Source organism: Kribbella sp. NBC_00709 (genome assembly GCF_036226565.1).
In the GTDB taxonomy this organism is placed as follows: domain Bacteria; phylum Actinomycetota; class Actinomycetes; order Propionibacteriales; family Kribbellaceae; genus Kribbella.
In genome coordinates this window covers 2,705,798-2,732,354 of record NZ_CP108996.1, presented here as the reverse complement: position 1 = coordinate 2,732,354, position 26,557 = coordinate 2,705,798, and the positions used below count along the sequence as shown (strand labels likewise).

Below are 26,557 nucleotides of genomic sequence, written 5' to 3'. Positions count from 1 at the left end.
ATCAGCTCGACGCACTGGAGTACGTCAGCAGCCCGCGCCGCCATAACAACCGAACTAGTGTCATCGCCACTACCGCGAGCGCCACTCCCAGCGCAACCGGCCACCAGTTCAGATCGCCGGCCAACGCCCGCACCGGAAACGTCGTCGCGAACGCCACCGGGAACGCGAACGTCAGGAACGTCCGCACCGCGACCGGGAAGAACACCAACGGGTACCGCCCGGCCTCGACCATGCTCAGGTAGACCACCCCGATCGGCCCCACCGATTGCAGCCAGAACGCCAGGAACGACATCGCCGACCAGACTGCCGTCAGCAGCACCAACCCACAGCCGGCCAGCACGACCGCCTGCAACACCTGCCCGACGCCGGGAGCGAGATCGGACTGCACCAGCCCGATCACGAGCACAACGATGCCGCTGGCAACGTTCGTCAGCTCAGCCACGTTGATCCACCGCAGGGTCAGGTAGAACTGGCTCGACACCGGCCGCAGCAGGACGACGTCCAGTTCGCCCTCGGTGAGGTACGACGTCATCCGGTTCATGTTCGGCGCGACGAACGTCGCAATCAGCCCGGTGACGATCTGGTACACGCCGACCAGCGCGATCACCTCGGCCCGCGACCACCCGTGCACGTCCTGGGTGAACCCGAACAGCAGCAACGTCGGCACGATCCCCAGCCCCAGCTGCACGAGACCCACGAGCAGCGTGGTCAGGAAATGCGCGCGGTAGTGCGTCTCGCGGACCACAGCCTGCGCGAAGAACCGCCGCCACAACCGGACGTGCCGCCACTGCTTCTGCAGCCAGTTCCTGTCAAGCGGTTCGGTGAGCGTGCTCATGCGCCCACCGCCGAGTAGGCGCGGAGCCCCGCCGCCCAGACGAGCCGCGCGATCACTGCGAGCACGACGACGTACCCGAGCTGGATCCCCAGCCCGGCCAGTAGGTCGCGGCCGGTCAGCTGACCGGCGACGATCTCGACCGGGAACGACACCGTGTACCGGAACGGCTGGTGGTCGACGAACCCTCGCGACCACGAAGGCATCAACGCCAGCGGTACGACGGCGCCGGACAGCACACTCGCGATGATCACCCGCGCCTGCACGAGCGCGCCGACGTCGTCCATCCAGAACGCCAGCGCCGCGATCAGGATGTCGATCGTGAACACCAGGATCGCGCCGAGCACGATGCTGACCGCGAACAGCGCCCACCGGCCGGCGCCGGCCGGGATGTTCATCGAGTCGCGGAAGATCCACCAGACGATGCCGATCATCGGCACCAGCGCGAACAGCTTCAGGAACTTCTCCGACAGGTTGTTCGCGACGAACTTGACCAGCAAGGACGCCGGCCGCACCATCCAGCTGGACAGTTTGCCGAGCCGGATGTCGTTGGCGAGGAACGCCGCCATCCACGACGACGTCGCCATCGTGACGAACCCGAGCAGCACGAAGTACGTCGTGATGTACCGCTCGTCGACCGGGAGCTGGGCGCCGTTCGCGAGCGCGGTCCGCCAGATCAGCAACGAGATGATCGGCATGCAGATGTTGGCCAGCATGAAGATGATCCACGCGCCGCGGTACACGGACTGCTGCGCGATCTCGGCCGCCGTCATCCGGCGTACGACGCGGAGGTTGCGGGTCAGCGTGCTCATGACGCGTCCCCCAAGGTGCTGCGGCGGAGGAACAGGTCACGCATGATGTCCTCGATGTCCGCGTCCGCGACATCGAGGTCGACCAGCGGGCCGAGCCGGGTGAGCTGCTCCATGACGAAGCCGGCCCGCTCCCGATCGGCCTCGAGCTTCACCGTCTGACCGTCCAGGTCGACGGCCGCTACGCCGTCCAGCCCGGCGAGCCGGCCGCCATCGACCGGCGTCGCGTACGTCGCCCGCACCAGCTTGCGCGGTTGCGCCGTCCGGACCAGGTCGTCCAGGCCGCCGTCGAACTGCAGCCGGCCGTGGTCGATGATCATCACCCGCGAGCAGAGTGCCTCGATGTCGTCCATGTCGTGGCTGGTGATCAGGATCGTCGTACCGCGGAGCCGGTTGACGTCGGCGAGGAACGACCGGACCCGCGCCTTGGCGACCACGTCCAGGCCGATCGTCGGCTCGTCGAGGAACAGGATCTCCGGGCCGTGGACAAGCGCGGCCATCAGCTCCAGCTTCATCCGCTCACCGAGCGAGGTCTTGCGGACCTGGACGTTCAGCAGATGCTCGACCTCGAGCAGCTCCGCCAGTTCGGCGACGTTGTGGTCGAACTCCGCGGTGGACAAGCCGTACATGTCCTTGTGCAGCAGGAGACTCTCCATCGCCGGGACGTCCCACCAGAGCATGGTCTTCTGGCCCATGACGAGCGCGATCCGGCGCAGGTAGTCGTGCTTGCGATCCGACGGCGTGTGGCCGAGGACCTCCAGGTCGCCGGAGGTCGTGTAGAGCAGGCCGGACAGCATCTTCAGCGTGGTCGTCTTGCCGGCGCCGTTCGGCCCGAGCAGGCCGACCACCTCGCCGCGGTTGATGCCGAAGCTGACCCGGTCGACGGCGAGCCGGGTCTCGTACGTGCGTCTCACCAGGCTTTTCAGCGCCCCGCCGAGACCGGCGCGCTGCTGGTGGAAGGTGTAGGTCTTGGTCAGATCATGGGCCGCGATGACAGGCGGCAGATCGTGGACAGGCGTCACGGAAGCAACACCGCTTTCGAAAGAGTCGGTTGACTACGGACCGGGCAGCGCCACCGCGCAAACGCGCAGAGCGCAGGACGCACTTCGCCGAACATGGATTCGGCCGGGGGACTCCGAGGTCCGTCCCGGCTACGCGATCCGGTCCGATCGCGGAGTTCGCTAACCCATATCCAGGCGACGTGTCGACATCGCTCCCTGAGGTCCTTTCGATGCGGCTACCACGACCACGGTATGCCGAACCGGAAAGCGTCGTCCAGCGGGTTAAAGCTCCTTGCGCATCTGCTGGGAGATGACGGCGTACCCGAGCGAGTCGTAGAGGCCGATCGCGGTGGTGTTGCCGCCGAAGACGTTCAGGTCGAGGTGCTGGTGGCCGAGACGGCGGCACTCCTCCTCGCCGGCCAGCATGATCGCCCGGCCGTACCCCTTGCCGCGCCGGCCGCTGTCCACCTCGATGCCGTAGATGAACGGCACCCGCGGCTTGGTGCTGATCCACAGGCTGCCGACCGGCTCGTCGCCCGCCAGTGCCGTCCAGATCAGGTGGTTCTCGGTGGCAGGCCCATCCGGGAGCAGCTTCTCGGTCTCCTCGTACGCGAATTTCAGCGCCTCGTCCGCAGTCAGCCCACGGGCCGGACCGATGCCCGCCGCGAACGACGTCGCGGCACGGTCCTTCCAGCCCGGATACTCGGCGTCGGTGATGGGGCGGAGGAGCACCGTGGCAGTCGTCACGTGCTGACGATAGCCGTCCGCGCGTCGTACCCGCGGCCTTTTGCAGCAACTGACAATCTAGGCTCCAGGCATGGAGTTGACGCTCGAAGTGGCTCAGAAGCTGTTGGCCGCGCAGCCGTTCAGTGTGCTGGTCGGGGCGAGACTGACCGCGTTCGGTGACGGCGGTGCGGAGTTGGAGCTCGACATCCGTGAGGATCTCCAACAGCAGAACGGTTTCCTGCACGGCGGCGTGCTCGCGTACGCCGCCGACAATGCGATCACGTTCGCCGGCGGCACGGCCCTCGGCCCGGAGGTTCTGACCGGCGGGTTCACCATCAGCTACGTCCGCCCGGCCCGCGGCGTGACGCTGCGCGCACAGGCGAACGTTGCCCACTCGGGCAAACGCCAGGCGACCTGCACCTGCGAGCTCTCGACGATCGACGAAGCCGGCACGACCACGCTCTGCGCGATCGCCCAGGGCACAGTCATCGCCCTCAACCGATGACGTCGGTCCTCGTCACCGGGGCGAGCGGGTACGTCGGCACCCGGTTGACGCCGTACCTCCAAGCCGCCGGATGCTCGGTGATCGCGTTCGGCAGTGTCCGCGAATCCCTACGGGTTCTCGAAGTACGTGGTCGAGGAGCTGGCCCGCTACCTGGCCCGAACCGACGACACGGTGGAATTCGACCTGTACCGGCTCGGCGTGGTCGTCGACGAACCGAATCAGCTCGTCGATCTGTCCACCGTGCATCTCCCGTTCTGCCAGCTCGGCACGGTCCCGGTCAGCGCGGTTGCCGAACGGCTCACCCGCGCTGTCGTGACCCCGCGCGGCCCCGGCGCTCGGGTCGAGAACCTCGTGTCCGCTGAGATCCCGTCCCCGTACCCGACCATCGAGACCCTCACCGCCGTGCTCGGCCCACGGGTCGGCGACCTCGATCTCAGCGCCTACCGCCGCCCAGGAAACCAGCGGGCCGGGCTCTGGGCCGTGCCCGAGAACACCTGACGGGTCAGTCGAAGAGCTCCTCGAGGAACGACTTCTTCTTCTTGCGCGGGTACTGGTTCCCGTACCGCCGGTCGTCGTCGTACCTGCGGTCGTCGGGCCTGCGGTCGTCGTACCGCTTCTTCTCCTCGTGCCGCTTCTCCTCGTACCGCGGTTGCGGGCTCGGCGAGTTGAACTGCAGCTCGGCGTCCACCAGCCGCTCCAGCTCACCTCGGTCGAGGAAGATTCCCCGGCACTCCGTGCACTGGTCGACAGTGACGCTGTTGCGTTCGTACGTCCGCATGTCGGCACGGCACTTGGGACACGTCAGGCTCTCCATCAAGCAACTCTAAGTGACGAAATCCCTGTCACAGCGAGCTTTCAGCGAACTTTCAGGAAGTCCTCACTTGAAGCTGGAGAGGAAGGTCTTCAGGATCGGCCCGGCGGTGTGCGATCCGGACTCGCCGCCCTCGACGATGACGGCGAACGCGACGTCGCCGCGGTATCCCGCCATCCACGCGTTGGTGATGACCTTGCCGCCGGACACGAGCTCGGCCGTACCGGTCTTGGCCGCGACCGCGCCGTTGCCGGCCAGCACCTTCGCCGTACCGCTGGTGACCGTGGTCCGCATGAACGTGCGCAGGTTCGCGACCGTTGCTGCGGGCAACGGAGAGGCGGCTGCGCCGGCGGCGTCCTTGCCCGGGACGAGGACCGGCTTCATCGCCGTACCGTGGTCGACCGTGGCGGCGACCAGCGAGATCGCCAGCGGGCTGGCGGTGACGGTGCCCTGACCGATCATCGAGGCGGCCTCGGCCACGTCGTCCTTCGGCAGCGGCACCTGACCGCCGTACGCGTTGATCGACAGGTTCAGGTCCCGCCCGATGCCGAACATCGCCGCGGCCTTGGTCATCGCGTCCTTCGGCAGCCGCGCGTGCTGCGAGATGAACGCGGTGTTGCAGGACTCGTTGAAGGCCTTCTGCATGGTGCCCGCGCCGTACGCCGCCAGGCCGTCGTAGTTCTTGAACGTCTTGCCGAACACGTTGATCGTGTTCGTGCACGGCAACGCGGTCGCTGCCGTCTCACCGCTGCCCAGCAGTGCCGCCGAGGTGACGATCTTGAACGTCGACCCCGGTGCGTAGCGGCCCTGGAAGGCGCGGTTGTACGCCGCGACCGTCGGGCCGTTCGCCGCGACCAGGATCTGGCCGGTCGACGCCTGCACCGCGACCAGCGACGCCTGCAGTTTGCTGGTCGCCAGCGCGGCCTCCGCGGCCTTCTGCATGTTGGTGTCCAGCGTGGTCTTCACCGGCTTGCCGGCGGTGCCCTTCTGGCTGAACACCGTCTTGATCGTCAGCTTGGTCTTGCCGTCCCGCAGCGTGACCGTGCCGCCCGGCGTACCGGCGAGCTGCTGCTGGAACGCGTACTGCAGACCAGTGGTGCCGACCTGGTCCTGCGCGGATGCGGTCGGGCCGGCGTTCTTGAGGGTGTCCGCGGTCGCGGTCTTCATCGTGCCGATCAGCGACTTCGCGAACGTCGCGTTCGGCGGCAGCGACTGGGTGCCGCCCATCGTCAGCACGCCCGGCAGCTTGCCCATCGTCGGCCGGAGGGCCTCCCACTGCTCGGCCCGGATCGTGATCGCGTCGACGAACTGGCCGACCGGCGCCGCCTTCGCCCGGGCGGCGAGCTTCGTCCCGTCGACCTGGAGGTACTTCGTGAACGCGGCGTAGGTCGCGGGCGTCGCCTTCGGCCCCGACTCCACGCCGACGATGACGACCTGCCGGTTCGCGGTCAGCGCGACGCCGTTGCGGTCGAGGATCGAGGCGCGAGCCGGCAGCGCACGGACCCGCTTCAGGTAGTTGATGTCGCCCAGGCCCGGGTAGATGGTGTCGCCGGAAGCCTTGATCTTCCACGCGTCGCCGGTCTTCACCGCGGTCGCCGTACTGGTCCACTTCATCGCGCCGATGCCGCGCAGTTGCGCCTCGACCGCCAGGTCCTGAGTGCAGTTGCTCGCGTCGCTGCACTTCGGATCGCCCTGCGGCGTCACCGTCACGGTGCTCGCGACCAGCGCGGTGTCGGTGTCGTCGAGCCGCTTGGCGAACACCGTCGGGTTGTCGGTGAGCGCCCCGGCCGCATCCGGCTTCCCGTCCGGCGCCCACGCCTTCACCCACGCGTCCGCGAATTGCTTGATGACCGCGCCCGAGGCCTTCTGCTCGTCGTTCCCCGACTTCCCGCCGCCGGACTTGCTGTCCGAACAACCAGCGGTGATCAGCAGACTACTCAGACAAACGATCGCAGTGGTTCGCTTCACTTTCCCAACTCTCGCACGACGACGGGTGGACACCGGGCACAGTCTTCGGCGTGTGGCTGCTCGCCATGAGGGCGAAACTACTCAATCTACCCAAGTACGACGCGCCTGACCGCTCAGGAGTTGGCGTCAGAGCGAGCGTGAATCAGGGGCAAGAGTCTGCACGAATCGGTCTCCACGGATTGTGGAACCGCGTTCCAGCGGCGTCGGACGCGGCGTATTCTGCTCCTTTGTGACCCGCCTTGCGCTGCACAGCCGCCTGATTCCCGGTACCGAAGAGGCCTACGAGCTCGAGCACGCTCGCGTCTGGCCGGAGCTGATCACCGCGATGCACGCCGCCGGCATCAGCGACTGGTCGATCTGGCGCAGCGGCCGTGACCTGTTCCACCTGGTCGTGACCGACGACTTCGAGGCCGCGGTCGCCTACCTCCGCAACGACCCGACCGACCAGCGCTGGCAACAACACATGAGCCAGTTCGTCGAAGGCTTCGCCCAGAACCCCGAGGGTGTGGCCGGCCAGTCGTTGCGCCACGTCTGGACGATGAGCGAGCAGGCTGGTTAGTGGACCTGCGCGCATGCACAACCGCCAGAATGGCCTCGATTCCGGGGGCTGGAGTGGGGTTATGCCTGCGTGGGGGACCACATTTCCCAAACGAGCACCTCGGCGCCGCCTGAACTAGCCACAAGCCGTTCGCCGTCCGAGGCGGTGAGGCGTACGGCGTCCGCGGTGCCGAGGTCGCCGGCGCCTTCGAGGTTCGCCGCACCGGCCGCGACGAACAGATGCAGGTACGGCGCTGCGGGCAGCATGATCGTGCCGCCTGGAGCGAGGCGCGCGACGGACATCCCGGCAGCGGACTGGTTGATGTGGATCGCGGTGGAAGCGGCATGCTTGGTGAGGCCGGAGGCGACCGGGATCAGCTCGCCGGTGGTGAGGTCGAGCTCGGTCTGTTCGTACGACGGCGGCAGGTCGAATCGATCGGGCCGGACCCACATCTGGACGTAGTGCACCGGCTCAGCGCCGTCGTTCCACTCCGAGTGCTGGATGCCGGAACCCGCGGTCATCCGCTGCGCGAGCCCCGGGTGGACCACCCCGCTGTTCCCCTGCGAATCACGATGCGCCAGCGCACCCCGCAGTACCCACGTCACGATCTCCAGATCCTGATGTGGATGCGTGTCGAACCCGGTGCCGGCAGCCACCGTCTCGTCGTTGTGCGCCACCAGGAACCCGAACCCGACATTCCCCGGGTCGTAATGCTCCCCGAACGAGAACGAATGCCACGACTCCAGCCACCCGCTGGACGTCCGAAACCGCTCACCTGCCGGCCGAATCTCCGCACCCATGACACAAGTAAAAGGGACTGCGCCGCTCGGTGGGCGGCGCAGTCCCGGTTCTGGTACGACGGTTCGTCAGCCGGTGGGGTTCCCGTTGTCGGAGCCGAGGGTGGCCTTGATGGACTGGGGCTTGCCGTTGCGGGTGACGGACAGCGTCACCTGATCGCCCGGGCGGTGCGAACGGACCGCGGCGACCAACGCGTCCCCTGACGCGATCGCCTTGCCGTCCACAGCGGTGACCACATCACCTGACTGCAGACCGGCTTTGTCCGCCGCACCGCCGGACGTGACCTCGCCCAGGCGTGCTCCGTTGGTGAGCCCGTCGGAGGTTTGCGCGTCGCCGACCGTGACGCCGAGCCGCGCATGCGTGGCCTTGCCCTTGGCCACCAGCTCGTCGATGATCGGCTTGGCCTGGTCGATCGGGATAGCGAAGCCCAGGCCGATGTTGCCGCCTTCGGATTGTCCCGATCCGCCGGCGGTTTTGATCGCGCTGTTGATACCGACCACCTGGCCGGCGAGGTCGATCAGAGCGCCGCCGGAGTTTCCCGGATTGATCGCGGCGTCCGTCTGGATTGCTGGGAAGACTGTCGTGCTGTCCTGCTGCTCGTCGCCCGACGTCACCGGGCGATTCAGCGCCGAGACGATGCCGCTGGTCACGGTCGCCTCCAGGCCGAACGGCGAGCCGATCGCCACCACGCCCTGCCCGACCGCGAGCTTGCCGCTGGACCCCAGCGTGGCCGGGGTCAGGTTCGTCGCGTCGGCGTGGATCACGGCGAGGTCGGTGAGCGGATCGGTGCCTTTGACGGTGGCGTTGACCGTCCGGCCGTCGTTCAGCATCACGGTGATCGTGGCGCCTTGACCGGCTCCTGCGACCACGTGGTTGTTGGTGACGATCAGGCCGTCCTTGCTGATCACGATGCCGGACCCGGTCGCGGCTCCCTGCGACGTCGCGACGGCGATCTTCACCACGCTCGGCAGCACCTTGGCCGCGGCGCTCTGCACCGAGCCGTCCGGAGCGGCCGCAGGCGCGGCCTGGTTGCCGTTCAACGGGGCGGTCACCGACGGAGAGTTCGTGGTGTGGTCGTTGGTCGCCGAGTACACTGCCGCGCCGCCGACGCCACCCGCCAAGCCGACCAGCAGCGCAGTCAGCGCCACTACGGCCAGACCGGCGCGCCGCTTCGGCTTCTCCGCGGTAGCGGCAGCCGGCTGCGGTCCGAAGGGCCAGTTCGGGCCCGGAGACGTCCCCTGATGCGTCCCCGGCGCCCCGAACTGCGGGTAGGCACCCCCACCTGAGGGGTACTGTCCCGGCCGCTGCCCTTGCGGCCCCGATTCCGGCCTCTGCTGACCCGGCTGACCACCCTGCGGCGCGAACTGCTGCTGCTGATGCTGTCCGTACATCGGCAGCTGCTGCGTCCGCTCCGGCCCCTGCGGACCTTGCGGGTTCTGGCCGGGCTGGTTCTGCGGCGGCTGGTTCTCGGTCATGTCCTGTACTTTGTCGGCCGGACCTGAGAGGGCCCTGAAGATCCGCTCGGAGTGACCGAAGAACTCCATGAAGATCCTCTGAAGGATCTGTCAGGAACCTTTCAGCGGGTTTGCGTGGCGGCGTGCGGCAGCCACAGGGTGAACTGTGCGCCTGCGCCAGGCAGGTTGCGGGCGTAGATCATCCCGCCGTGCTGCTCGGCCGCGTGCTTCACGATCGCCAGCCCCAGCCCCGATCCGGGCCGGCTGCGCGCCTCGCTGGACCGGTAGAACCGCTCGAACACATGTGGCAGGTCCGCCTCGGCGATCCCCGGCCCGGAGTCCGTGACCGTGAGTACGCCGTCCAGCAGCCGCACCGTCACGTGTCCGACCGGCTGCCCGTCGCTGCGCTGCTCCGCGCCCTCCGGGAGGCTGTACTTCGCCGCGTTGTCGAGCAGATTGGTGACGGCACGCCCCAGCAGCCGCTCGTCACCCCACACCGGGAACGGACTGAGCTGGACGTCCCACTCCAGTCCGGGGGCACGGCGCCGTACCTTCATGACCGCGTCCTCGACCACGTTGGAGAGCTCGATCAGCTCCGCGTTCCGCACCTGCGGTGTGTCGCGGGCCAGCTCGGTCAGGTCACCGATCAGCGTGGTCAGCTCGTCCATCTGGGCCCGTACGTCGTCCAGCAGCTGCTGACGGTCCTCCGCGCGCAGTCCGCCGCGTTTGTCGGCCTGGGCGAGCAGGTCGAGGTTGGTGCGGACGCTGGTGAGCGGCGTACGCAGCTCGTGGCCCGCGTCACCGACGAGCCGGCGCTGCCGGTCGCGGGATTGTGCGAGCGCCCCGAGCATCGCGTTGAACGCCATTGCCAGCCGGGAGATCTCGTCCGTCCCGCCCACCGGGATCGGCTTCAGGTCCTCGGTCCGCGCCACGTGCTCGGCCGCACCGGTCAGCCGCGCCAGCGGCCGCAGACCGGACCGGGCGACGGCGTTGCCGGCCAGTGCGGCGCCGATGACACCGATCAGCCCGAACGCCCACAGCACCACGCCGAGGTTGTGCAGGGTCTCGTCGATCGGCCCCAGCGACTGGGCCACGACCAACGCGCCGGGCTGGAGATAGTTCTCCGGTTCCGCCTGACAAGCCCGGCTGAGGGTCTGCGGACAGTAGCTCGCGGGGACGGCGACCACGCGGAAGTGTGAGCCGCCGTTGCGTACGCCGACGGTCCGCAGACTGGCCTCGTTGCCCTGTTCTCGCGCCACCTGGAGCTCGTCCTGGCCCATCGGCGGCAGCAGGCTGTTCGGCGGGCCGAACTGCTGGCCTTCCGCGCTGATCACTCCGACGCGGATGTCACTCAGGCCGAGAGCGTCGGAGGGAACACCCTGCAGGATCGTGAGGTCGGTCAGGACGCCCTTCTTCGCGGCCTGGGCAGCCCGCTGGGTGAGGCTGTTGTCGAGGTTCTGGTACATCTGCTGGCGCACGGTGATGTACGCCGCCACGCTCACGATCGCCACCGCCAGACCGACCGCGACGGCGGCGAGCAGCGTCACGCGGGCGTGCAGGCTCAGCTTGTGGAGCGTCTCGTTCCACCAGGTCTGCGTCCGGGCAGCGGTCGCCGCCACGCGATTACCGTTGCCATTAGCAACGGGCTCTGCGGGTTGCTGCGGTTGCGGCTGCTGCGGTCGTCCGGCGTACGACGGGAAGTCGTCGGGGTGCTGCTGACTCACGGCGGGGTGTCCCTCAGCACGTACCCGATGCCGCGGACGGTGTGGATCAGGCGGGGCAGACCGTTGACCTCGGTCTTGCGGCGCAGATAGCCGATGTAGACCTCGAGCGAGTTCGCGGTGGTGGGGAAGTCGTAGCCCCAGACCGCGTCCAGGATCACCGCGCGCTCGAGCACGCGGCGCGGGTTGCGGACCAGCAGCTCGAGCAGCGAGAACTCGGTCCGGGTGAGCTGGATCGGGACGTCGCCGCGGTGCACCTCGTGCGCGTCCACGTCGACCACGAGGTCGGCGTACTGCAGCACCTCGCCGCGCTGGCCGCCCTCGCCGGGTGTCGTGCTGCGACGGAGCAGGGCGCGCAGCCGGGCCAGCAGCTCCTCGAGCGCGAACGGCTTGGTCAGGTAGTCGTCGCCGCCGGCGTCCAGGCCGTCCACCCGGTCCGCGACCGCGTCCCGCGCGGTCAGCACCAGGATCGGCACATTGTTGCCTGCGGCCCGCAAGGCCTTGGTGGTCTCCAGCCCGTCCAGCCGCGGCATCATCACGTCCATCACCACGACGTCGGGCTCGACGTTGCCGATCACCGCGAGCGCCTCGGCGCCGTCGGCGGCGGTCACCACCTCGAAGTCGTTGAACTCCAGCGAACGGCGCAGCGAATCCCGGACCGCCCGGTCGTCGTCCACCACCAGTACCCGCATCGTCTTGCCCCGCTCCGCTCGAAGTTCCGCTCAGCCGAGAGTAGGTCGCTTCTTTGAGAATCGCCTGAGAACCCGCTGATCGCTCGCACAACACCTCCAGGACACCTTAGAGGGCGTCTGAGAACCCTCTAAAGTTGCCAGACGTGGACGTTCTCGAATTCAGCCCTGAGCCCGCCGAACTCGCCTGGACCTTCGGCGGTGTGCCGCCGGTCCGCCGGGTCAAACCCGGTACCGCCCTCCGGTTGTGGACCGAGGACGCGTTCGTCGGGAGCCTGCGCAGTACGACGGATCTTGCCAGCGCCTCGCTGACGATGCCCTTCGTCAACCCGCAGACCGGGCCGTTCTACGTCGAGGGCGCCGAGCCGGGGGACACCCTGGCGCTGCACTTCGTCGAGCTGACGCCTGCCCGCAGCTGGGGCGCCTCGGCGACCATCCCGTTCTTCGGCGGTCTGACCAGCACCGACCGGACCGCCACGCTGCAGGACCCGCTGCCGGAGCGGACCTGGATCTACGAGGTGGACACCGCCCGGCAGACCGTCGGGTTCCAGGCGCAGGGCAGTGATCTGGAGGTCGCCCTGCCGCTGGAGCCGATGCTCGGCACGGTCGGGGTGGCTCCGGCCGCCGGTGAGGTCCGGTCAGCGCTGGTGCCGGACATGTTCGGCGGCAACATGGACACGCCGGAGATGCGCGCCGGGACGACCTGCTACCTGCGGGTGAACGTCGAGGGCGCCCTGTTCTCGGTCGGCGACGGCCACTATCGGCAGGGCGAGGGCGAGTCCTGCGGTACCGCGGTCGAGGGCGCGATGAACGTAGTACTGGTCGTCGACCTGCTCAAGACGCCCGGACCGGTCTGGCCGCGGCTGGAGAACGACGAGTACCTCGCCGTCATCGGCTCGGCCCGCCCGCTCGAGGACGCGTGGCGGGCCGGACAGGTCGACATGGTCAACTGGCTCGGCTCGCTGTACGGCCTGGACAAGCTGGACGCCTACCAGCTGCTCAGCCAGGTCAGTGAGGTCCCGCTGGCCAACGTGGTCGACGCCAACTACAGCGTGGTCACCAAGGTCCCGAAGCGGTTGCTGCCGCCCGTCACGGCGTACGAGGGCATCCACCAGCACCTGCGCTCCGCGTTCAGCTGAACTGCGGTACGACGTCCTCGGCGTACCGCTGCATCGGCTCGTGGTCGTACGCGACGCCGGGGATGTACGAGATCACGTAGTCGATCCCGGCCTCGGCCAGCTGCTCGATGTGCTCGCTCAGCTCCTTCGTCGTGATGACGTCCGCGAGGACCCCGGGTGTCCCGCCGGAGCCGATCTCCAGGAACTCCTCCATGCTGTACCGCCCGCGGGCCTTGGCCGTCGCGGTCCCGGGATCGGCACCGGATTCGATCGGGAACACGTTCAGGCTGGTCGATTTGGTGATCTCGGCGTAGTCGCGGCCGACCTCGTCGCAGTGCTTCCGAAGGATCGCGAGTTTGCGTTCGATGACGTCGACGCGTCCGGTGCCGAAGTTGCAGGCATCGCCGTACTTCGCAACTAGTCGCAAGGTGACGCGTTCACCCCCGCCCCCGATCCAGAGCTTCGGCTTGCGTCGCGGCACGACGTACGGCTTGTCGACCGAGTGGTACCGCCCCTCGAACACCACGTCGTCCTCGGTCCACAGCCGGTGCATCAGCTCGATGGACTCGACGAACGAATCCATCCGCTCCTTCTGGCTCGTCCACGGGTAGCCGTAGGCCTTCCACTCGTGCTCCGACCAGCCGGCGCCGATCCCGGCGTACAGGCGTCCGTGGCTGGCGACGTCCACAGTGGCGGCCATCTTGGCGACCAGAGCGGGGTTGCGGTACCCGTTGCAGCCGACCAGTTGGCCCAGGTTCACCCGCGAGGTGTCACGCGCCAGAGCGGCGGTCGTGGTCCACATCTCGAAGACGGTCTCGCGGGCGGGCTCAGGGACGGTGTGGAAGTGGTCGAACAGCCAGATCGAGTCCCACGGACCTGCGTCGGCCGCCTTGGCCACTGCGGTCATGGCCTCCCACTGCTCGACCGGGTCCTCCAGCTCGACCAGATCCATCCTCCAGCCCTGCGGTACGAACACTCCGAACTTCATGCAGTCCTCCGAGAGATTGCGACTCCAGACAGGCAGAGCGCCCCGCCGGCCAGCGCAAGCACAGCCGGCGTCTCACCCAGGAACAGCCAGCCCAGCACGATCGCGACAACCGGTACGGCGTACACCGTGACGCCCATCCGACCCGCACTGGTACGGCGGAGCGCGAAGGCCCACGTGGTGAAGCCGAGAGCGGTGGGGAAGGCAGCCAGGTACACGATCCACCAGATGGTGGCTGCGTCGGCAGTGCGGAGCTCATCGACCAGCATGGGCGCGAACGGCAAGCAGACGACCGCACCGATGGTGCAGGCGAGCCAGGTGACCTCAGCGGCGGGAAGCCTGCTCAGCAACGGCTTCTGGGTGACCACGCCGACGGCGTACGAGATCGCGGCGACGACGCACAGCACGACGCCCCACGTCTCGGCGCGGCCGCTGGAGGTCGACGTACCGATGATGACGATCCCTGCGAACGCGACCAGGCCGCCGATCACGAGCTGCCGCGGGAAGCCTTCACCGAGACCCAAGCCCGCGAGTACTGCGATCAGCAGCGGGGCGATGTGCACGAGCATGGCCGCCGTACCGGCGTCGAGGCGGCGCTCGGCCTCGTTGAGCGCCAGGTTGTAGACGCCGAACCAGAGCACGCCGCACGCGATCAGCGGAAGCCAGTCCCGCCTGGCCGGCCACCGGCGTCCGGACGCTGCCGGTCGCGGACGGGTGAACAGGAGAGCGCCGAGGAAGATGCTGCCGAGACCGAGACGGGCCAGCGACAGGGCGCCGGCGGAGATCTCCGTGCCGACCTGCCGGATGGCGACGAACGACGAGGCCCACAGGACGACGGTCACGGCAGCGGCGCCGGTAGCCAGACGAGCCCGGGCCGGGGCTTCTGCAAGGGTTGTCACCCTCACTACAGTAGAAACGGGGTCTGCGCGTTTCCATGGCAGATCGGAGCCTAGGAGGCGGTTTTGTTTTCCGAAACGAGAAGCCAGATGCTGGATGAGCTCAACACCCGGATCCTGGACGAGCTGATCGCGGATCCCCGGCTGCGGACCACCGAGCTGGCTCGCCGGTTAGGTGTGTCCACGCCGACCGTGCGGGAACGGGTCGCGCGGCTGGAGGAGTCCGGGGTGATCCGGGGGTACCGCGTCGACATCGACCCGGCGGCGCTCGGCCGGCCGGTCGCGGCCTGGGTGCGGCTACGGCCCGGCCCCAATCAGATCCCGAGGATCATCGAGCTGGCCGGCCGGACGCCCGAGGTCGTCGAGTGCCACCGGATCTCGGGCGAGGACTGCTTCCTGATGCGGGTCCAGGTCGCCGAGATCGCCGCCCTCGAGGACGTCCTGGACAAGTTCCTGGTGCACGGGCAGACCACCAGCTCGTTCATCGTCTCGACTCCGGTCGCACCACGGAGCGTGCCGCTGTCCGTTGGGTGAACCCCAACCACCGCTGCGAGTGGTCTCCATCACTAGTCTGGTGGCGACTTCAGCGACGCTCCCGGAAGGACCCCGACCATGGCTGCCGACAAGTCTGTCCGCAGAGTTGCCCTGCTCACCGCCGGCGGGCTCGCGCCCTGCCTGTCGTCCGCCGTCGGCGGGCTGATCGAGCGCTACACCGAAGTGGCGCCCGACGTGGAGATCATCGCCTACCTGAACGGGTACCACGGCCTGCTCAGCGGCCGGTTCCTCGACGTGACACCGGAGGTGCGGGAGAAGGCGTCGCTGCTGCACAAGTTCGGCGGCAGCCCGATCGGCAACAGCCGGGTGAAGCTGACCAACACCGCGGACCTGGTCAAGCGCGGCCTGATCCAGGACGGGCAGAACGCTCTCCAGGTCGCCGCCGAGCGGCTGGTCGCGGACGGTGTCGACGTACTGCACACCATCGGCGGTGACGACACCAACACCACGGCCGCCGACCTCGCGGCGTACCTGCACGAGCACGACTACGACCTGACCGTGGTCGGCCTGCCGAAGACCATCGACAACGACGTGATCCCGATCCGGCAGAGCCTGGGCGCCTGGACCGCGGCCGAGCAGGGTGCGCTGTTCGCCCGCAACATCATCGCCGAGCACAGCTCGAACCCGCGGATGCTGATCGTCCACGAGGTGATGGGACGGAACTGCGGATGGTTGACCGCGGCAACGGCTCAGGCGTACCAGGAATGGGTCGACGAGCAGGAGTGGAACCCGGGCATCGGCCTGGACCAGGGCGGCTGGTCGGTGCACGCCGTGTACGTGCCGGAGGCAACGATCGACCTGGACGCCGAGGCGGACCGGCTGCGCAAGGTGATGGACGAAGAGGACTGCGTCAACATCTTCCTGTCCGAGGGCGCCGGCGTGCCGTCGATCGTGGCCGAGCTGGAGGCCCGCGGCGAGGATGTCCCGCGGGATCCGTTCGGGCACGTCAAGCTGGACACGATCAACCCGGGCGCCTGGTTCGCCAAGCAGTTCGCGGAGCGGATCGGCGCCGAGAAGACGATGGTGCAGAAGAGCGGGTACTTCAGCCGCTCGGCCGCGTCCAACGACCGCGACCTCGCGCTGATCAAGAAGTGCACCGACTACGCCGTCGACGCGGCGCTGCGCGGTGAGAGCGGGGTCGTCGGCCACGACGAGGAGCGTGGCGACGAGTTGCGCGCGATCGAGTTCCCGCGGATCGCCGGCGGCAAGGAGTTCGACCCGACGGTCGACTGGTTCGTCGGCCTGAAGTCGGGGATCGGCCAGAGCTAGTGGCTGAGGCGGCCGACCCAGTGGTCGGCCGCCTTCTCGATCTGCGCGAGGACCTCGTCGAAGCCGTCGTCCTCGCCGTAGTACGGATCAGGCACGTCGTCCGCCGCGAACAGCTGCGCCACGGTCCCTCGGCGGCGCAGCTCCGTGAGATGTCCGGAGTCCATCGCCAGGACGAGGTCCGCGGCCGACTCGAACTCACGAGCGCGGTGCGCGCTGCCGTCGTACCCGCGCCGGCGGAGTGCGGCCGCGGCGCGCGGGTCCATCGGGTCGCCGACGTGCCAGCCGCCGGTGCCCGAACTGGTCACCTCGACGCCGTCGATCCCCGCCTCGGCGAGCTTGGCCCGCAGGACCACCTCGCCCATCGGCGACCGGCAGATGTTCCCGGTGCAGACGATCTCCACATGCACTAGTGGACTTCGGCCTTGTCCGGCAGGACGACGTTGATGATCATGCCGACGACGGTGATGATCAGCGCGCCGAACAGCGCGGACCAGAAGCCGTTGACATGGAACTGGACGTCGAGCTTGCCGGTGATCCAGGACGTCAGCCACAGCATCAGGGCGTTGATCACGAAGGTCAGCAGACCGAGCGTGAGGATCAGCAGCGGGAAGGACAGCACCTTCACCACCGGCTTCACGATCGCGTTCACGATGCCGAAGATGGCGGCGACGATCAGCAGCGTGAGCACGCGCTTGCCGGTGGTCGCGCCCTGCAAGGTGATGCCGGCGACGAGCCAGCTCGCCACCGCCAGCGCGACCGCGTTGGCGAGCAGCCTGATGATCAAGTTCTTCATGCCCTCGATCCTCCCACCCGCCCGGTAGCACCACGCTCCGCACACACCCTGAACGAACCCTGATCCCCTTCCTTCCCTCCCATCACCTTCAGTAAAGGCAACAACACTCCACGCACATGGTTCTTTCTTTTGAAGAATCAACCGCGCGAAGAAGATGGGCAGGAAGGTCTTGACATCGAAAATGACCAAGTGATCTGATCATTTTCATGTCACGCCCACTGGTTGCGGTTGTTGCGTTGTCTCTCACGGCAGCAGGACTCGGTTTGCCCGCTGCCTCCGCCACCCCTTCGAGCTGTAGCGCCGTGCGGACCAACTGGACTGCTCAGACGACGCCGCATGCCGCGCCCGAGGGGCTTCTGAACTCCTACAGCAACACCGGGAAGGGATGGACCGGCGCGGACAGCACGTACTCCGTGGCGCTCCCCGGTGGGCGTACGGCGTGGATCTTCTCCGACACGTTCCTCGGGCCGGTGAATCCGGACGGCAGCCGGCCGACGACCACGCCGTTCGTCAACAACTCGATCGTCGTCCAGCACGGCAGTCAGCTGAAGACTGTCACCGGCGGTACGGCCACCAACCCGACAGCGATCATCCCGCCGCCGTCCGACGGCTGGTACTGGATCGGCGCGGCACAGACGAGCCACGCCGGCCGCGACCTCGACGTGACCGCGCTGCGCTTCGTGAAGACCGGGACTGGGCAGTGGGACTGGCATTGGGCCAGCAACTACCTCGCCCGCCTCGACAGCAAGACGCTGAAGCTCAAGAGCCTCACCCCGCTCCCGTCCGCCGCGAACGTCCAGTGGTCCGGCTGGCTGATGCGTGACCAGAGCTACACCTACATCTACGGCGTCGAGGACCTGGGCAGCTCGAAGTACCAGCACGTCGCGCGGGTCCGTGGCGACGACCTGACCGCGAAGCCGTGGCAGTACTGGACCGGCTCCGGCTGGTCTTCGGACGAGACCGCGTCGGCCCGGGTGCTCGAAGGTGTGGCCAACGAGCACAGCGTGACCAAGTTCAAGGACGGCTATCTGCTGGTCACGCACGACACCAAGGAGCTGTTCAGCAAGCGCGTCGTCGGGTACTTCTCCTGCTCGCCGACCGGTCCGTGGGTGAAGCCGGTCGAGCTGTACCAGACCCCGGAGACCGCCGGGAACATCATCACCTACAACTCGCACGAGCATCCGGACCTGCGCCGCGGCAACGAGCTCCTGGTCAGCTACAACGTGAACAGCCTCGTCAGCGACGACCTGTACACCGACGTGAGCATCTACCGGCCGCGGTTCCTGGCGGTCACTCTGGCGGCCGCCAAGTGAGTACGTCGGGTGGCGTCGTACGCCGAAGTCTGCTCGACGATCTGGCGACGTCGATGTTGTCGCTGATCGCCGAGCGGAAGCTGTCGGTCGGCGACCAGTTCGAGTCGGTGCGGTCGCTGGCGGAGCGGTTCAAGGTCGCCGTACCGACTGTCCGGGAGGCGCTTCGCCGACTGGAGGCGACCGGCGCTGTGGAGCTCCGGCACGGCTCCGGTGTGTACGTCGGTCCGAACGTCGGCCGTCTCGTCCTGGCCAACCCCCTGGCGCTGGCCCCGAGTGCGGACCGGTTGGTCGAACTGCTGCAGGCTCGCGTACTGATCGAGCCACCGGTCGCCGCACTGGCCGCAGCGACGCGTGATGCGGCCGCACTCGAGCAGATGGAACAGGACCTGTCCACCGCGGCCGAGCTGATCGCGTCCGGCGACCATGCCCGGTTGGCCGAGGTGAACATGGACTTCCACCGCTCATTGGCCCAGGCGTCCGGGAACGCGACCCTGGCCGAGGTGGTCGAGTCGGTGACCGTCGTGAACGCACGGGAACAGCTGGAGATCCTGCACATCCACGGCGACCGTCAGGCCGACCTGGACGAGCACTGCGCGATCTACGACGCGGTCCGGTCCGGCGACTCCGACCTGGCCGAACTGCTCACCCGCGAGCACCTCGACGGCGTCCTGGCCGTCATCAACCAACGTCTTCAGCATCCCTGAGCTGGAAGGAAGCACGATGCAACGCAACACCAACCGCAAGGCGCTGGCTGCCCTGGTGATCGCCGGCGCGCTCACGTTGTCCGCGTGTGGAGGCGGCGGAGCCGCCGGTGCCGCCAAGAGCGGCGCGGACAAGCCGGTCGACTCGTTGAAGTTCTACAACGACAAGGGTGGCTGGAAGGACGCCTTCACCCAGGTCGGCGCGGCCAGCAAGAAGGACATCGGCGTCGGCATGGAGCCGGTCGGGTACTCCGACTCGAACACGTACACCGCGTTCATCCGGTCGTCGTTCCGGACCAAGGAGAAGGCGGACCTGTTCACCTGGCACACCGGCAAGGAGCTTCAGGATCTGGTGGACCAGAAGCTCGTCGCCGAGACCACCGACCAGTGGACCAAGGCGATTGCCGACGGCAACATTCCCGAGCAGCTCAAGCAGTACTTCACCTACGGCGACAAGCAGTACTGCGTGCCGCTGAACGCCGGCTACTGGGTGATGTACTACAACAAGGCCGTCTTCAAGAAGGCCGGTATCACCCAGACGCCGAAGACGTGGGCCGAGCTGACCCAGGTCGCGGACAAGGTCAAGGCGGTCGGCGTGAAGCCGTTCTACCAGACCAACATCCTGTTCTCGTTCGTCTGGTTCGAGACGCTGCTCGCGGGCAAGGACCCCGACCTGTACGACCGGCTCGCGGCCGGCAAGGCGAAGTACACCGACCCCGGCGTGGTCGACGTGATGAACGAGTGGAAGAAGATGATCGACGCCGGGTACTTCAGCGACCCGGGCTCGAAGACCGAGCCGCAGGCGCAGCTGAAGAACGGCGACGTCGCGATGATCAACTTCGGCACCTGGTTCAGCGGCAACCTGAACACGCTGAAGATGAAGGCTGGTACCGACTACGACTTCTTCGTGATCCCGAACGTGAACCCGTCGCTGCCGAAGACCTCGATGATCTTCGAGACCGGGCCGGTGTGCTCGGCGGCGGCCAGCGATCACGCGTCGACCGTGAAGAAGTGGACCGACTGGTGGGTCACGCCGCAGGCGCAGACCGCGTGGGCGAACTCCCGCGGCGACCTGTCGTTCAACCCGAAGGCCGAGGTCAAGGACCCGGGCCTGGCGACGCTGAACAAGGACGTCGGCGGTGACGGGTACCGGCTGATCAACCGGTGGTTCGAGGCGACGCCCGTACCCGTTGCGAACAAGGCACTCGAGGTGTTCGGCGCGTTCGTGACGAAGCCGGGCGACCCGATGCCGGGCCTGCAGAAGATCCAGGCCGAGGCGGACGCGTACTGGGCCAAGCAGAAGTGACCTCCACGATCGAACGGCCACCGGTGAAGGTCCGGGCGAGCAGTCAGCGCCCGGACCGGACCGGTGCCCGGATGGCACCGCTGTTCGGCCTGCCGGCCGCCGGCGTGGTCGCACTGCTGCTGTACCTGCCGTTCCTGTGGACGACGTACGTCAGCTTCACCGACTACGACGGTCTGGCGTCGCCGGTGTGGTCGGGCCTGGCGAACTACAAGGCGATGTTCAGCGATCCCGATCTGGTCGGGGCGCTGGTCAACACGCTGCTGTGGGTCGTCGGGATGGTCACGCTGCCAGTAGTACTCGGGCTGCTGATCGCAGTGCTGACCTACGGACACAAGTGGGGCACGTGGCTGCGGCTCCCGTTCCTGCTGCCGTATGCGATCTCCGGTGTGGCCGTCGGCGTCATCTGGGGCTTCGTACTGCAGCCGGACGGCGCACTGGGTCAGGCACTGGGATTCCTCGGACTGCCTGGTGCGCACACCGGTTGGCTACAGGCCGGTCCGGGCAACACGCTGATGATGATCGTCGCAGTCACCTGGCAGGCGGCCGGTGTGAACGCGTTGCTGTTCGTGGTCGGGCTGCAGTCGATCCCGGGCGAGCCGCTCGAGGCTGCGCGGCTGGACGGAGCGGAGGGGTTCAGCCTCTTCCGCCACCACCTCTGGCCGCAGCTCCGGCCGATCACCACGGTGGTCATCGGGCTGTCGATCGTCGGCAGCCTCAAGACGTTCGACGTGGTGTGGGTGATGACGCAGGGCGGTCCCGGTACGTCGTCCGAGACGCTGGCGCTGTCCATGTACAAGGAGACCTTCGTGCTGAACGACTACGGCCAGGGCGCGGCGATCGCGCTGTTCCTCAGCCTGGTCACGTTCGCCGCGTCGATCCTGTACCTGCGCTACCAGTTGGGGGATGCCCGTGAGCAGGGTTAAGACTCCCTTCCTCGTCGTACTGGGGCTGATCTGGCTCGCGCCGGTCTACCTGCTGATCGTCAACGCGTCCAAGCCGATCGACGGGTACGACGCCAAGACGGTGTGGAAGCCGGCCGGCTTCGCACTGTTCTCGAACTTCGGGGACGCCTGGAGCAAGGCCTCACTCGGCGACACGTTGGTCGCGACAACGATGTACAGCGTGATCGCGCCGGTGCTCGCGGTGCTGATCGGCGCCGCAGCCGGGTACGCGATCGTCGTACTGCGGTTGAAGCGCGGGTTCCTGTGGTTCGTGTTCATCTTCGGCGGGACGATCTTCCCGTTGCAGATGATCCTGATGCCGCTGTTCTCCGGGTACGCGAACTCGGGTCTGTACGACACCCGGGTCGGGATGATCATCGTGTACACGGCGATCAGCGTGCCGTTCTCCGCGTTCGTGATGCGGAACTTCTTCACCGGGATCGCGCGCAGCGTGTTCGAGGCGGCGGTCGTCGACGGCGGCGGGCTGTTCCGGATCTTCCGCAGCATCTACCTGCCGATGGCGGGCTCCGCGCTGGCCGCGATCTTCATCCTGCAGGCGACCTTCGTCTGGAACGACCTGCTGCTCGGCCTGACGCTGAGCCAGTCCGACTCGGTCCGCCCGATCATGCCCGCGCTGACCGGTCTCCAGAGCACGTACGGCGGCGCCGCGCTCCCGACCGTGCTGGCCGGCGGCCTGCTCGTCTCGCTGCCGACCGTGATCTTGTTCCTGGCCGCCCAACGCTTCTTCTCCCGAGGCTTGGCCCTCGGTCAGTTCTGAAAGGACATATATGCAGCAGCAGTTCAACGCCGCCGCCTCCGGCGGCGGGACGGGGGGTGGCCGCACGATCGTCGTCACCGGCGGTGCCGCCGGGATCGGACGAGGTGCAGTCGAGCGATTCGTCGCCGCGGGGGATCGGGTGGTCGCGCTCGACCGCGATGCCGCCGCGCTCGCCGACCTGGGCGATCAGGTGACCGGCGTCCAGGTGGATGTTTCGGACCGGGCTGCGCTGGCGTCTGTCGCGGAGCAGGTCGGGCCTGTCGACGCGCTCGTCTGTGCCGCGGGAGTCCAGCGGTACGGGACCGTTGTCGACACGCCCTACGCCGTCTACGACGAGGTCATGGCGGTCAACGTCGGGGGCGTGTTCTTCGCGTGCCGGGCGTTCGTTCCCAAGCTTCCTCGGGGCGGCAGTGTCGTGGTGGTGGCGTCCGTGCAGGCGTATGCGGCGCAGAAGAGCGTCGCGGCGTACTCGATGGGGAAGGGCGCACTGCTCAGCCTCGTGCGGGCGATGGCTGTGGACCACGCCGACGACGGGATCCGGGTGAATGCGGTCTGTCCGGGCTCGGTGGACACACCGATGCTGCGCACGTCCGCGGCGCAGTTCGGCGGTGGACGTTCGACCGACGACGTCGTCGCCGAGTGGGGGCGGTCGCATCCGCTGGGCCGCGTCGCGACCCCGGGAGAAGTTGCCGAGGTCATCTATTTCCTGTCGTCACCGGCTGCGTCGTTCATGACCGGTGCGGACGTGAAGGTGGACGGCGGGCTGACCGCCGGCCTGCCCGTCGTACTGCCGGAGGACGCGAAGTGAAGATCGTTGACGTACGCGCGACCACGGTCACCATGCCGCTCGAGGCGCCGCTACGGCACAGCAACGGAGCGCACTGGGGACGCTTCGTACGGACTGTCGTGGAGGTCGAGGCCGACAACGGGCTGATCGGCCTCGGTGAGATGGGCGGCGGCGGTCAGAGCGCCGAGGCCGCGGTCACCGGCCTCAAGCCGTACCTCCTCGGCCACGACCCGGCCCGCACCGAGGCGCTGCGCTGGATGCTGGCCAACCCGACCGCGAGTCTGTACAACAACCGCACTCAGTTGCTCGCGGCCATCGAGTTCGCCTGCCTCGATCTGCAGGGGCGCGAGCTCGGCGTACCCGTGCACGAGCTGCTCGGCGGCAAGGTGCGGGACCGGGTGCCGTTCGCGAGCTACCTGTTCTTCCGGCACCCGGCCGAGGACGGAACCGGCGAGATCCGGACCGCGGAGCAGCTGGTGGCGCATGCCCGCGAGCTGGTCGACAAGCACGGGTTCAGCGTGCACAAGCTCAAGGGCGGTGTGTTCCCGCCGGACTACGAGCGCGAGTGTTTCCGTGCGTTGGCCGAGGCGTTCCCGGAGCACCGCGTCCGGTTCGACCCGAACGGCGCGTTCAGTGTCGAGGAGGCGATCCGGTTCGCGCGCGGTATCGAGGACCTCGACAACGACTACCTCGAAGACCCCACCTGGGGTCTGAACGGGATGCGCCGGGTCCGCGAGAACACCCCGATCCCGCTCGCCACCAACACGGTGGTGGTGAACTTCGAGCAGCTGGCCGCCAACGTGCGTGATCCAGCGGTCGACGTGATCCTGCTCGACACCACGTTCTGGGGCGGGATCCGGCCGTGTATCAAGGCGGCCGGCGTCTGCGAGACGTTCCAGCTCGGCGTCGCCGTGCACTCCTCCGGCGAGCTGGGCATCCAGCTGGCGACGATGCTCCACCTCGGCGCCGTCGTACCGAACCTGTCGTTCGCCGCGGACGCGCACTACCACCATCTGCGCGACGACATCATTGCCGGCGGCAAGCTTCCGTACGTCGACGGCGCGATCGCCGTACCGGACGCGCCCGGTCTCGGCGTCGAGCTGGACCGCGACAAGCTGGCCGAGTACGCCGAGCTGTTCCGTGAACTCGGCTCCTATCCGTACGACCGCGATCCGGCACGCCCGGACTGGTACCCCCTGCTCCCGAACACCGATTGGGCCGACCCGTCATGACGATCCCGCGTTCCGCCGACCTGGCGAGCGACGTTCTCACGCACACGTACGACGACATGTTCAACCCGCCCGGACTGACGAACTTCCTGGGTACGGCGCAGGTCGACCACGACGTCGTCGCGATCCGCAGCGTGAACTTCCCGCCGTACTCGCACGGTGACACCATCACCGCCCAGCTGTACGTCGACGGCCGGCTGGCGCGCTCGTACGGCGGGACGGTGGAGGTGGTGTGGCGCCCGGACTGCGTCGTACGGTCCACCACCGTTGACGGTCTGGAGCTGCGGACGACTACTGCCTGCGCACCGGGTCGCCCGGCGGTCGTCGTACAGCTGGAGGTGTCTGGTACGCCGGGGCGCTCGGTGCAACTGGGGTTCGCGCTGGAAAGCACGGCGACCCAGTCAGGGAGCGGATGGCTGCGGCCGGAGCCGCCGTCAGAGCCGAACACGCTGACCGCGGTCGGTGACCGCGTTGTCGGCACTGGGGAGTCCGGCTCCGCGGTGAGTGTCCAAGGCCTCGACATCGCCGCCGTGGTGGACAGGTCGATGCTCGAGGCAACCGTCGAGCTGGACGCGTCGGGTCGGGTGACATTCAGCTACGTCCATGTGCTCTCCGGTTCGCTGGAGGAGGCGACGGAGCACTTCGACGTGTGCGTGGCCGACGTACCTGCGGTTCTTGCGGTGGCGGAGAGCATGTGGGACGTAGCGCTGGCTGACGCGTTCGACCCTGACAGCGACGGCTTCAGTGGGTCGCTGCCTGTGTTGGAGACGTCGAACGAGGCGCTGCAGAAGCTGTACTGGTGGGGTGTGCTCGGAGTCATCTGGTTCCGGCGGGACAACCCGGCGAGCGTGCTCGGGCGGACGTACGACACGTTGATGCCGCGCTACTGGCAGACGACGACGTTCATCTGGGACTACAGCCTGTCGTCGCTGACGCATGCGCTGCTGGACCCGGAGCCGATGCGGAAGCACATCGAGCACTGGATCGACCTGGACATCCACGAGCACTTCGGCACCGAGTGGCTGACCGGTGGACCGGTCGGGCAGTGGTACTCGGTGAACGACTTCGCGATGACCCGGCTGGTGCGCGACTACGTCCGCTTCACCGGCGACGAGAAGTTCCTGGACGCTCCCGTCGGTCCGAAGGCAGTCGGTGACCACGTGCACGACTGGGCGACCGCTTGGCGCGGTCTGCGTGGTGAGCACGCGCTGGCCGACTACGGCGGCATCGACAACCTGTTGGAGTGCGTGAGCAGCTACGTGCACGAGGTCGCCAGCTTCAACGCCGCGAACGTGTGGTGCATGCGGGTCGCCGCCGAGATCGCGGACCGCTCCGGTGACTCCGACCGGGCCGCGTTGCTGCGCAAGGAGGCGTCGGCGCAGGCCGGTCACGTCAACGAGCTGTATGTCGAGGGCAAGGGCTTCTGGCACGCACGGCAACCGGACGGATCACTAGTACCGGTCCGGCACTGCTACGACTTCAACATCATCGGTACGACGATGCCGGACGACCTGTCGGAGTCGCAGTGCGCGGAGATGGTGTCGTTCTTCCAGCATGAGCTGCAGACGCCGACGTGGATGCGCGCGCTGTCGCCGTACGACGCGGATGCGGCTTTCAGCGTCCGCCCGGACCACCAGTGGAACGGTGCGTACCCGGCGTGGCCGGCCGATGCAGGTCGTGCGCTCTTCGCACTCGGACGGGGCGATGTGCTGCTCGACTGGCTGCCCGGTCTCGCAAAGACGGCCAACCAGGGCCCGTGCGGTCAGGCGCACTTCGTCGAGGAGGCGCAGCCGGCGATGGCCGGTGGGGCGCGCAAGTCCCCGCCGCAGTTCCCGTACCTGATCGACTGGTCCTGCTCGTCGTCCGGCTCTTGGGTCAGCTTGGTCCTGGAGGGCATCTTCGGCATCGAGGTAGCCCTCGATGGCACCGTCACCGCGAGCCCCCAAGTAGCCGCCCTCGACCCCGACGCCCGTCTGACCGGTCTCCGAGTAGGCACCACGACGTACGACGTCACCGCCGACGGACTGGTCTGAG

Annotated in this window: 28 protein-coding genes; 14 read left to right on the top strand and 14 right to left on the bottom strand. The window is 67.8% G+C overall.

The features are described 5' to 3' along the window. Position 1 precedes the first annotated feature (1 nt). From OHA18_RS13365 to OHA18_RS13350, 4 genes are all read right to left on the bottom strand, one after another. Positions 2 to 835 carry an ABC transporter permease gene (locus tag OHA18_RS13365; RefSeq protein WP_329004376.1) on the bottom strand — a complete coding sequence of 278 codons (834 nt, stop codon included), beginning with the start codon at positions 833 to 835 and terminating at the stop codon, positions 2 to 4. Beyond that, the gene (locus OHA18_RS13360; RefSeq protein WP_329004375.1) at positions 832 to 1,644 is read right to left on the bottom strand and encodes an ABC transporter permease; all 813 of its coding nucleotides are present in this window, start codon (positions 1,642 to 1,644) and stop codon (positions 832 to 834) included. The genes OHA18_RS13365 and OHA18_RS13360 overlap by 4 nt, the downstream gene beginning before the upstream one ends. Then, positions 1,641 to 2,663 (bottom strand): ABC transporter ATP-binding protein, encoded by a 1,023-nt coding sequence (locus tag OHA18_RS13355; protein ID WP_329004374.1) that lies wholly within the window; start codon positions 2,661 to 2,663, stop codon positions 1,641 to 1,643. The genes OHA18_RS13360 and OHA18_RS13355 overlap by 4 nt, the downstream gene beginning before the upstream one ends. Before the next feature lie 261 nt (positions 2,664 to 2,924). Beyond that, positions 2,925 to 3,389 (bottom strand): GNAT family N-acetyltransferase, encoded by a 465-nt coding sequence (locus tag OHA18_RS13350; RefSeq protein WP_329004373.1) that lies wholly within the window; start codon positions 3,387 to 3,389, stop codon positions 2,925 to 2,927. Positions 3,390 to 3,459: 70 nt separating this feature from the next. Between OHA18_RS13350 and OHA18_RS13345 the strand changes: the two genes are divergently transcribed. Both OHA18_RS13345 and OHA18_RS13340 read left to right on the top strand, forming a co-directional pair. Beyond that, positions 3,460 to 3,873, top strand: a complete 414-nt coding sequence (locus OHA18_RS13345) for a PaaI family thioesterase (protein WP_329004372.1) — start codon at positions 3,460 to 3,462, stop codon at positions 3,871 to 3,873. 93 nt (positions 3,874 to 3,966) lie between these two features. Then, positions 3,967 to 4,371 carry a hypothetical protein gene (locus tag OHA18_RS13340; RefSeq protein WP_329004371.1) on the top strand — a complete coding sequence of 135 codons (405 nt, stop codon included), beginning with the start codon at positions 3,967 to 3,969 and terminating at the stop codon, positions 4,369 to 4,371. A 4-nt stretch (positions 4,372 to 4,375) separates the two neighbouring features. Here OHA18_RS13340 and OHA18_RS13335 read toward each other — a convergent pair whose 3' ends face one another. Both OHA18_RS13335 and OHA18_RS13330 read right to left on the bottom strand, forming a co-directional pair. Further along, the gene (locus tag OHA18_RS13335) at positions 4,376 to 4,687 is read right to left on the bottom strand and encodes a TFIIB-type zinc ribbon-containing protein (RefSeq protein ID WP_329004370.1); all 312 of its coding nucleotides are present in this window, start codon (positions 4,685 to 4,687) and stop codon (positions 4,376 to 4,378) included. A gap of 63 nt (positions 4,688 to 4,750) precedes the next feature. After that, on the bottom strand, positions 4,751 to 6,652 hold the full coding sequence (locus OHA18_RS13330; RefSeq protein ID WP_329004369.1) for a penicillin-binding transpeptidase domain-containing protein: 1,902 nt from the start codon (positions 6,650 to 6,652) through the stop codon (positions 4,751 to 4,753). Positions 6,653 to 6,881: 229 nt separating this feature from the next. Between OHA18_RS13330 and OHA18_RS13325 the strand changes: the two genes are divergently transcribed. Next, positions 6,882 to 7,211 (top strand): L-rhamnose mutarotase, encoded by a 330-nt coding sequence (locus OHA18_RS13325; protein ID WP_329004368.1) that lies wholly within the window; start codon positions 6,882 to 6,884, stop codon positions 7,209 to 7,211. 59 nt (positions 7,212 to 7,270) lie between these two features. On the opposite strand, the gene OHA18_RS13320 is transcribed toward OHA18_RS13325, so the two are convergent. The 4 genes from OHA18_RS13320 to OHA18_RS13305 form a co-directional block, all read right to left on the bottom strand. Further along, entirely contained in the window at positions 7,271 to 7,990 is a 720-nt protein-coding gene (locus tag OHA18_RS13320) for a pirin family protein (protein ID WP_329004367.1), read from the bottom strand. Between the two features lie 66 nt (positions 7,991 to 8,056). Next, on the bottom strand, positions 8,057 to 9,463 hold the full coding sequence (locus OHA18_RS13315) for a S1C family serine protease (RefSeq protein WP_329004366.1): 1,407 nt from the start codon (positions 9,461 to 9,463) through the stop codon (positions 8,057 to 8,059). Between the two features lie 101 nt (positions 9,464 to 9,564). After that, the gene (locus OHA18_RS13310) at positions 9,565 to 11,166 is read right to left on the bottom strand and encodes a sensor histidine kinase (protein WP_329004365.1); all 1,602 of its coding nucleotides are present in this window, start codon (positions 11,164 to 11,166) and stop codon (positions 9,565 to 9,567) included. Beyond that, entirely contained in the window at positions 11,163 to 11,855 is a 693-nt protein-coding gene (locus tag OHA18_RS13305) for a response regulator transcription factor (RefSeq protein WP_329004364.1), read from the bottom strand. Before OHA18_RS13305 ends, OHA18_RS13310 begins: the two co-directional genes overlap by 4 nt. Positions 11,856 to 11,998: 143 nt before the next feature. Here OHA18_RS13305 and OHA18_RS13300 point away from each other — a divergent pair, with 143 nt between their 5' ends. After that, positions 11,999 to 12,991 carry an acetamidase/formamidase family protein gene (locus OHA18_RS13300; RefSeq protein WP_329004363.1) on the top strand — a complete coding sequence of 331 codons (993 nt, stop codon included), beginning with the start codon at positions 11,999 to 12,001 and terminating at the stop codon, positions 12,989 to 12,991. Here OHA18_RS13300 and OHA18_RS13295 read toward each other — a convergent pair. Together OHA18_RS13295 and OHA18_RS13290 are read right to left on the bottom strand one after the other, a co-directional pair. Beyond that, a complete protein-coding gene (locus OHA18_RS13295; protein ID WP_329004362.1) occupies positions 12,984 to 13,958 on the bottom strand; it encodes an LLM class F420-dependent oxidoreductase in 975 nt (324 codons plus the stop codon). The genes OHA18_RS13300 and OHA18_RS13295 overlap by 8 nt on opposite strands. Next, positions 13,955 to 14,854, bottom strand: a complete 900-nt coding sequence (locus OHA18_RS13290) for a DMT family transporter (protein WP_329004361.1) — start codon at positions 14,852 to 14,854, stop codon at positions 13,955 to 13,957. Before OHA18_RS13290 ends, OHA18_RS13295 begins: the two co-directional genes overlap by 4 nt. Positions 14,855 to 14,941: 87 nt before the next feature. Between OHA18_RS13290 and OHA18_RS13285 the strand changes: the two genes are divergently transcribed. Beyond that, complete coding sequence (locus OHA18_RS13285) at positions 14,942 to 15,385, top strand: Lrp/AsnC family transcriptional regulator (RefSeq protein WP_329004360.1); 444 nt, start codon at positions 14,942 to 14,944, stop codon at positions 15,383 to 15,385. 78 nt (positions 15,386 to 15,463) lie between these two features. Continuing rightward, positions 15,464 to 16,675, top strand: coding sequence for a pyrophosphate--fructose-6-phosphate 1-phosphotransferase (locus tag OHA18_RS13280; protein WP_329004359.1), 1,212 nt, complete (start codon positions 15,464 to 15,466; stop codon positions 16,673 to 16,675). Here the strand turns inward: OHA18_RS13280 and OHA18_RS13275 are convergent. Further along, a complete protein-coding gene (locus OHA18_RS13275) occupies positions 16,672 to 17,076 on the bottom strand; it encodes a low molecular weight protein-tyrosine-phosphatase (protein WP_329004358.1) in 405 nt (134 codons plus the stop codon). The genes OHA18_RS13280 and OHA18_RS13275 overlap by 4 nt on opposite strands. Before the next feature lie 5 nt (positions 17,077 to 17,081). Next, positions 17,082 to 17,468: a phage holin family protein gene (locus OHA18_RS13270; RefSeq protein WP_329004357.1), complete on the bottom strand. Its 387-nt coding sequence runs from the start codon at positions 17,466 to 17,468 to the stop codon at positions 17,082 to 17,084. A gap of 302 nt (positions 17,469 to 17,770) precedes the next feature. Between OHA18_RS13270 and OHA18_RS13265 the strand changes: the two genes are divergently transcribed. Genes OHA18_RS13265 through OHA18_RS13230 form a run of 8 tightly spaced genes read left to right on the top strand, consistent with a single transcriptional unit; the run spans position 17,771 to position 26,556 of the window. Next, entirely contained in the window at positions 17,771 to 18,781 is a 1,011-nt protein-coding gene (locus OHA18_RS13265; protein WP_329004356.1) for a DUF4185 domain-containing protein, read from the top strand. Further along, on the top strand, positions 18,778 to 19,485 hold the full coding sequence (locus OHA18_RS13260; protein ID WP_329004355.1) for a FadR/GntR family transcriptional regulator: 708 nt from the start codon (positions 18,778 to 18,780) through the stop codon (positions 19,483 to 19,485). Before OHA18_RS13265 ends, OHA18_RS13260 begins: the two co-directional genes overlap by 4 nt. Positions 19,486 to 19,501: 16 nt before the next feature. Then, positions 19,502 to 20,788 (top strand): ABC transporter substrate-binding protein, encoded by a 1,287-nt coding sequence (locus OHA18_RS13255; RefSeq protein ID WP_329004354.1) that lies wholly within the window; start codon positions 19,502 to 19,504, stop codon positions 20,786 to 20,788. Beyond that, a complete protein-coding gene (locus OHA18_RS13250; protein ID WP_329004353.1) occupies positions 20,785 to 21,711 on the top strand; it encodes a carbohydrate ABC transporter permease in 927 nt (308 codons plus the stop codon). The genes OHA18_RS13255 and OHA18_RS13250 overlap by 4 nt, the downstream gene beginning before the upstream one ends. Continuing rightward, positions 21,698 to 22,507, top strand: coding sequence for a carbohydrate ABC transporter permease (locus OHA18_RS13245; RefSeq protein WP_329004352.1), 810 nt, complete (start codon positions 21,698 to 21,700; stop codon positions 22,505 to 22,507). Before OHA18_RS13250 ends, OHA18_RS13245 begins: the two co-directional genes overlap by 14 nt. Positions 22,508 to 22,517: 10 nt before the next feature. After that, the gene (locus OHA18_RS13240) at positions 22,518 to 23,315 is read left to right on the top strand and encodes an SDR family NAD(P)-dependent oxidoreductase (RefSeq protein ID WP_329004351.1); all 798 of its coding nucleotides are present in this window, start codon (positions 22,518 to 22,520) and stop codon (positions 23,313 to 23,315) included. Then, complete coding sequence (locus OHA18_RS13235; RefSeq protein WP_329004350.1) at positions 23,312 to 24,526, top strand: enolase C-terminal domain-like protein; 1,215 nt, start codon at positions 23,312 to 23,314, stop codon at positions 24,524 to 24,526. The genes OHA18_RS13240 and OHA18_RS13235 overlap by 4 nt, the downstream gene beginning before the upstream one ends. Continuing rightward, positions 24,523 to 26,556 carry a hypothetical protein gene (locus OHA18_RS13230; RefSeq protein ID WP_329004349.1) on the top strand — a complete coding sequence of 678 codons (2,034 nt, stop codon included), beginning with the start codon at positions 24,523 to 24,525 and terminating at the stop codon, positions 26,554 to 26,556. The genes OHA18_RS13235 and OHA18_RS13230 overlap by 4 nt, the downstream gene beginning before the upstream one ends. Position 26,557: the final 1 nt, after the last annotated feature.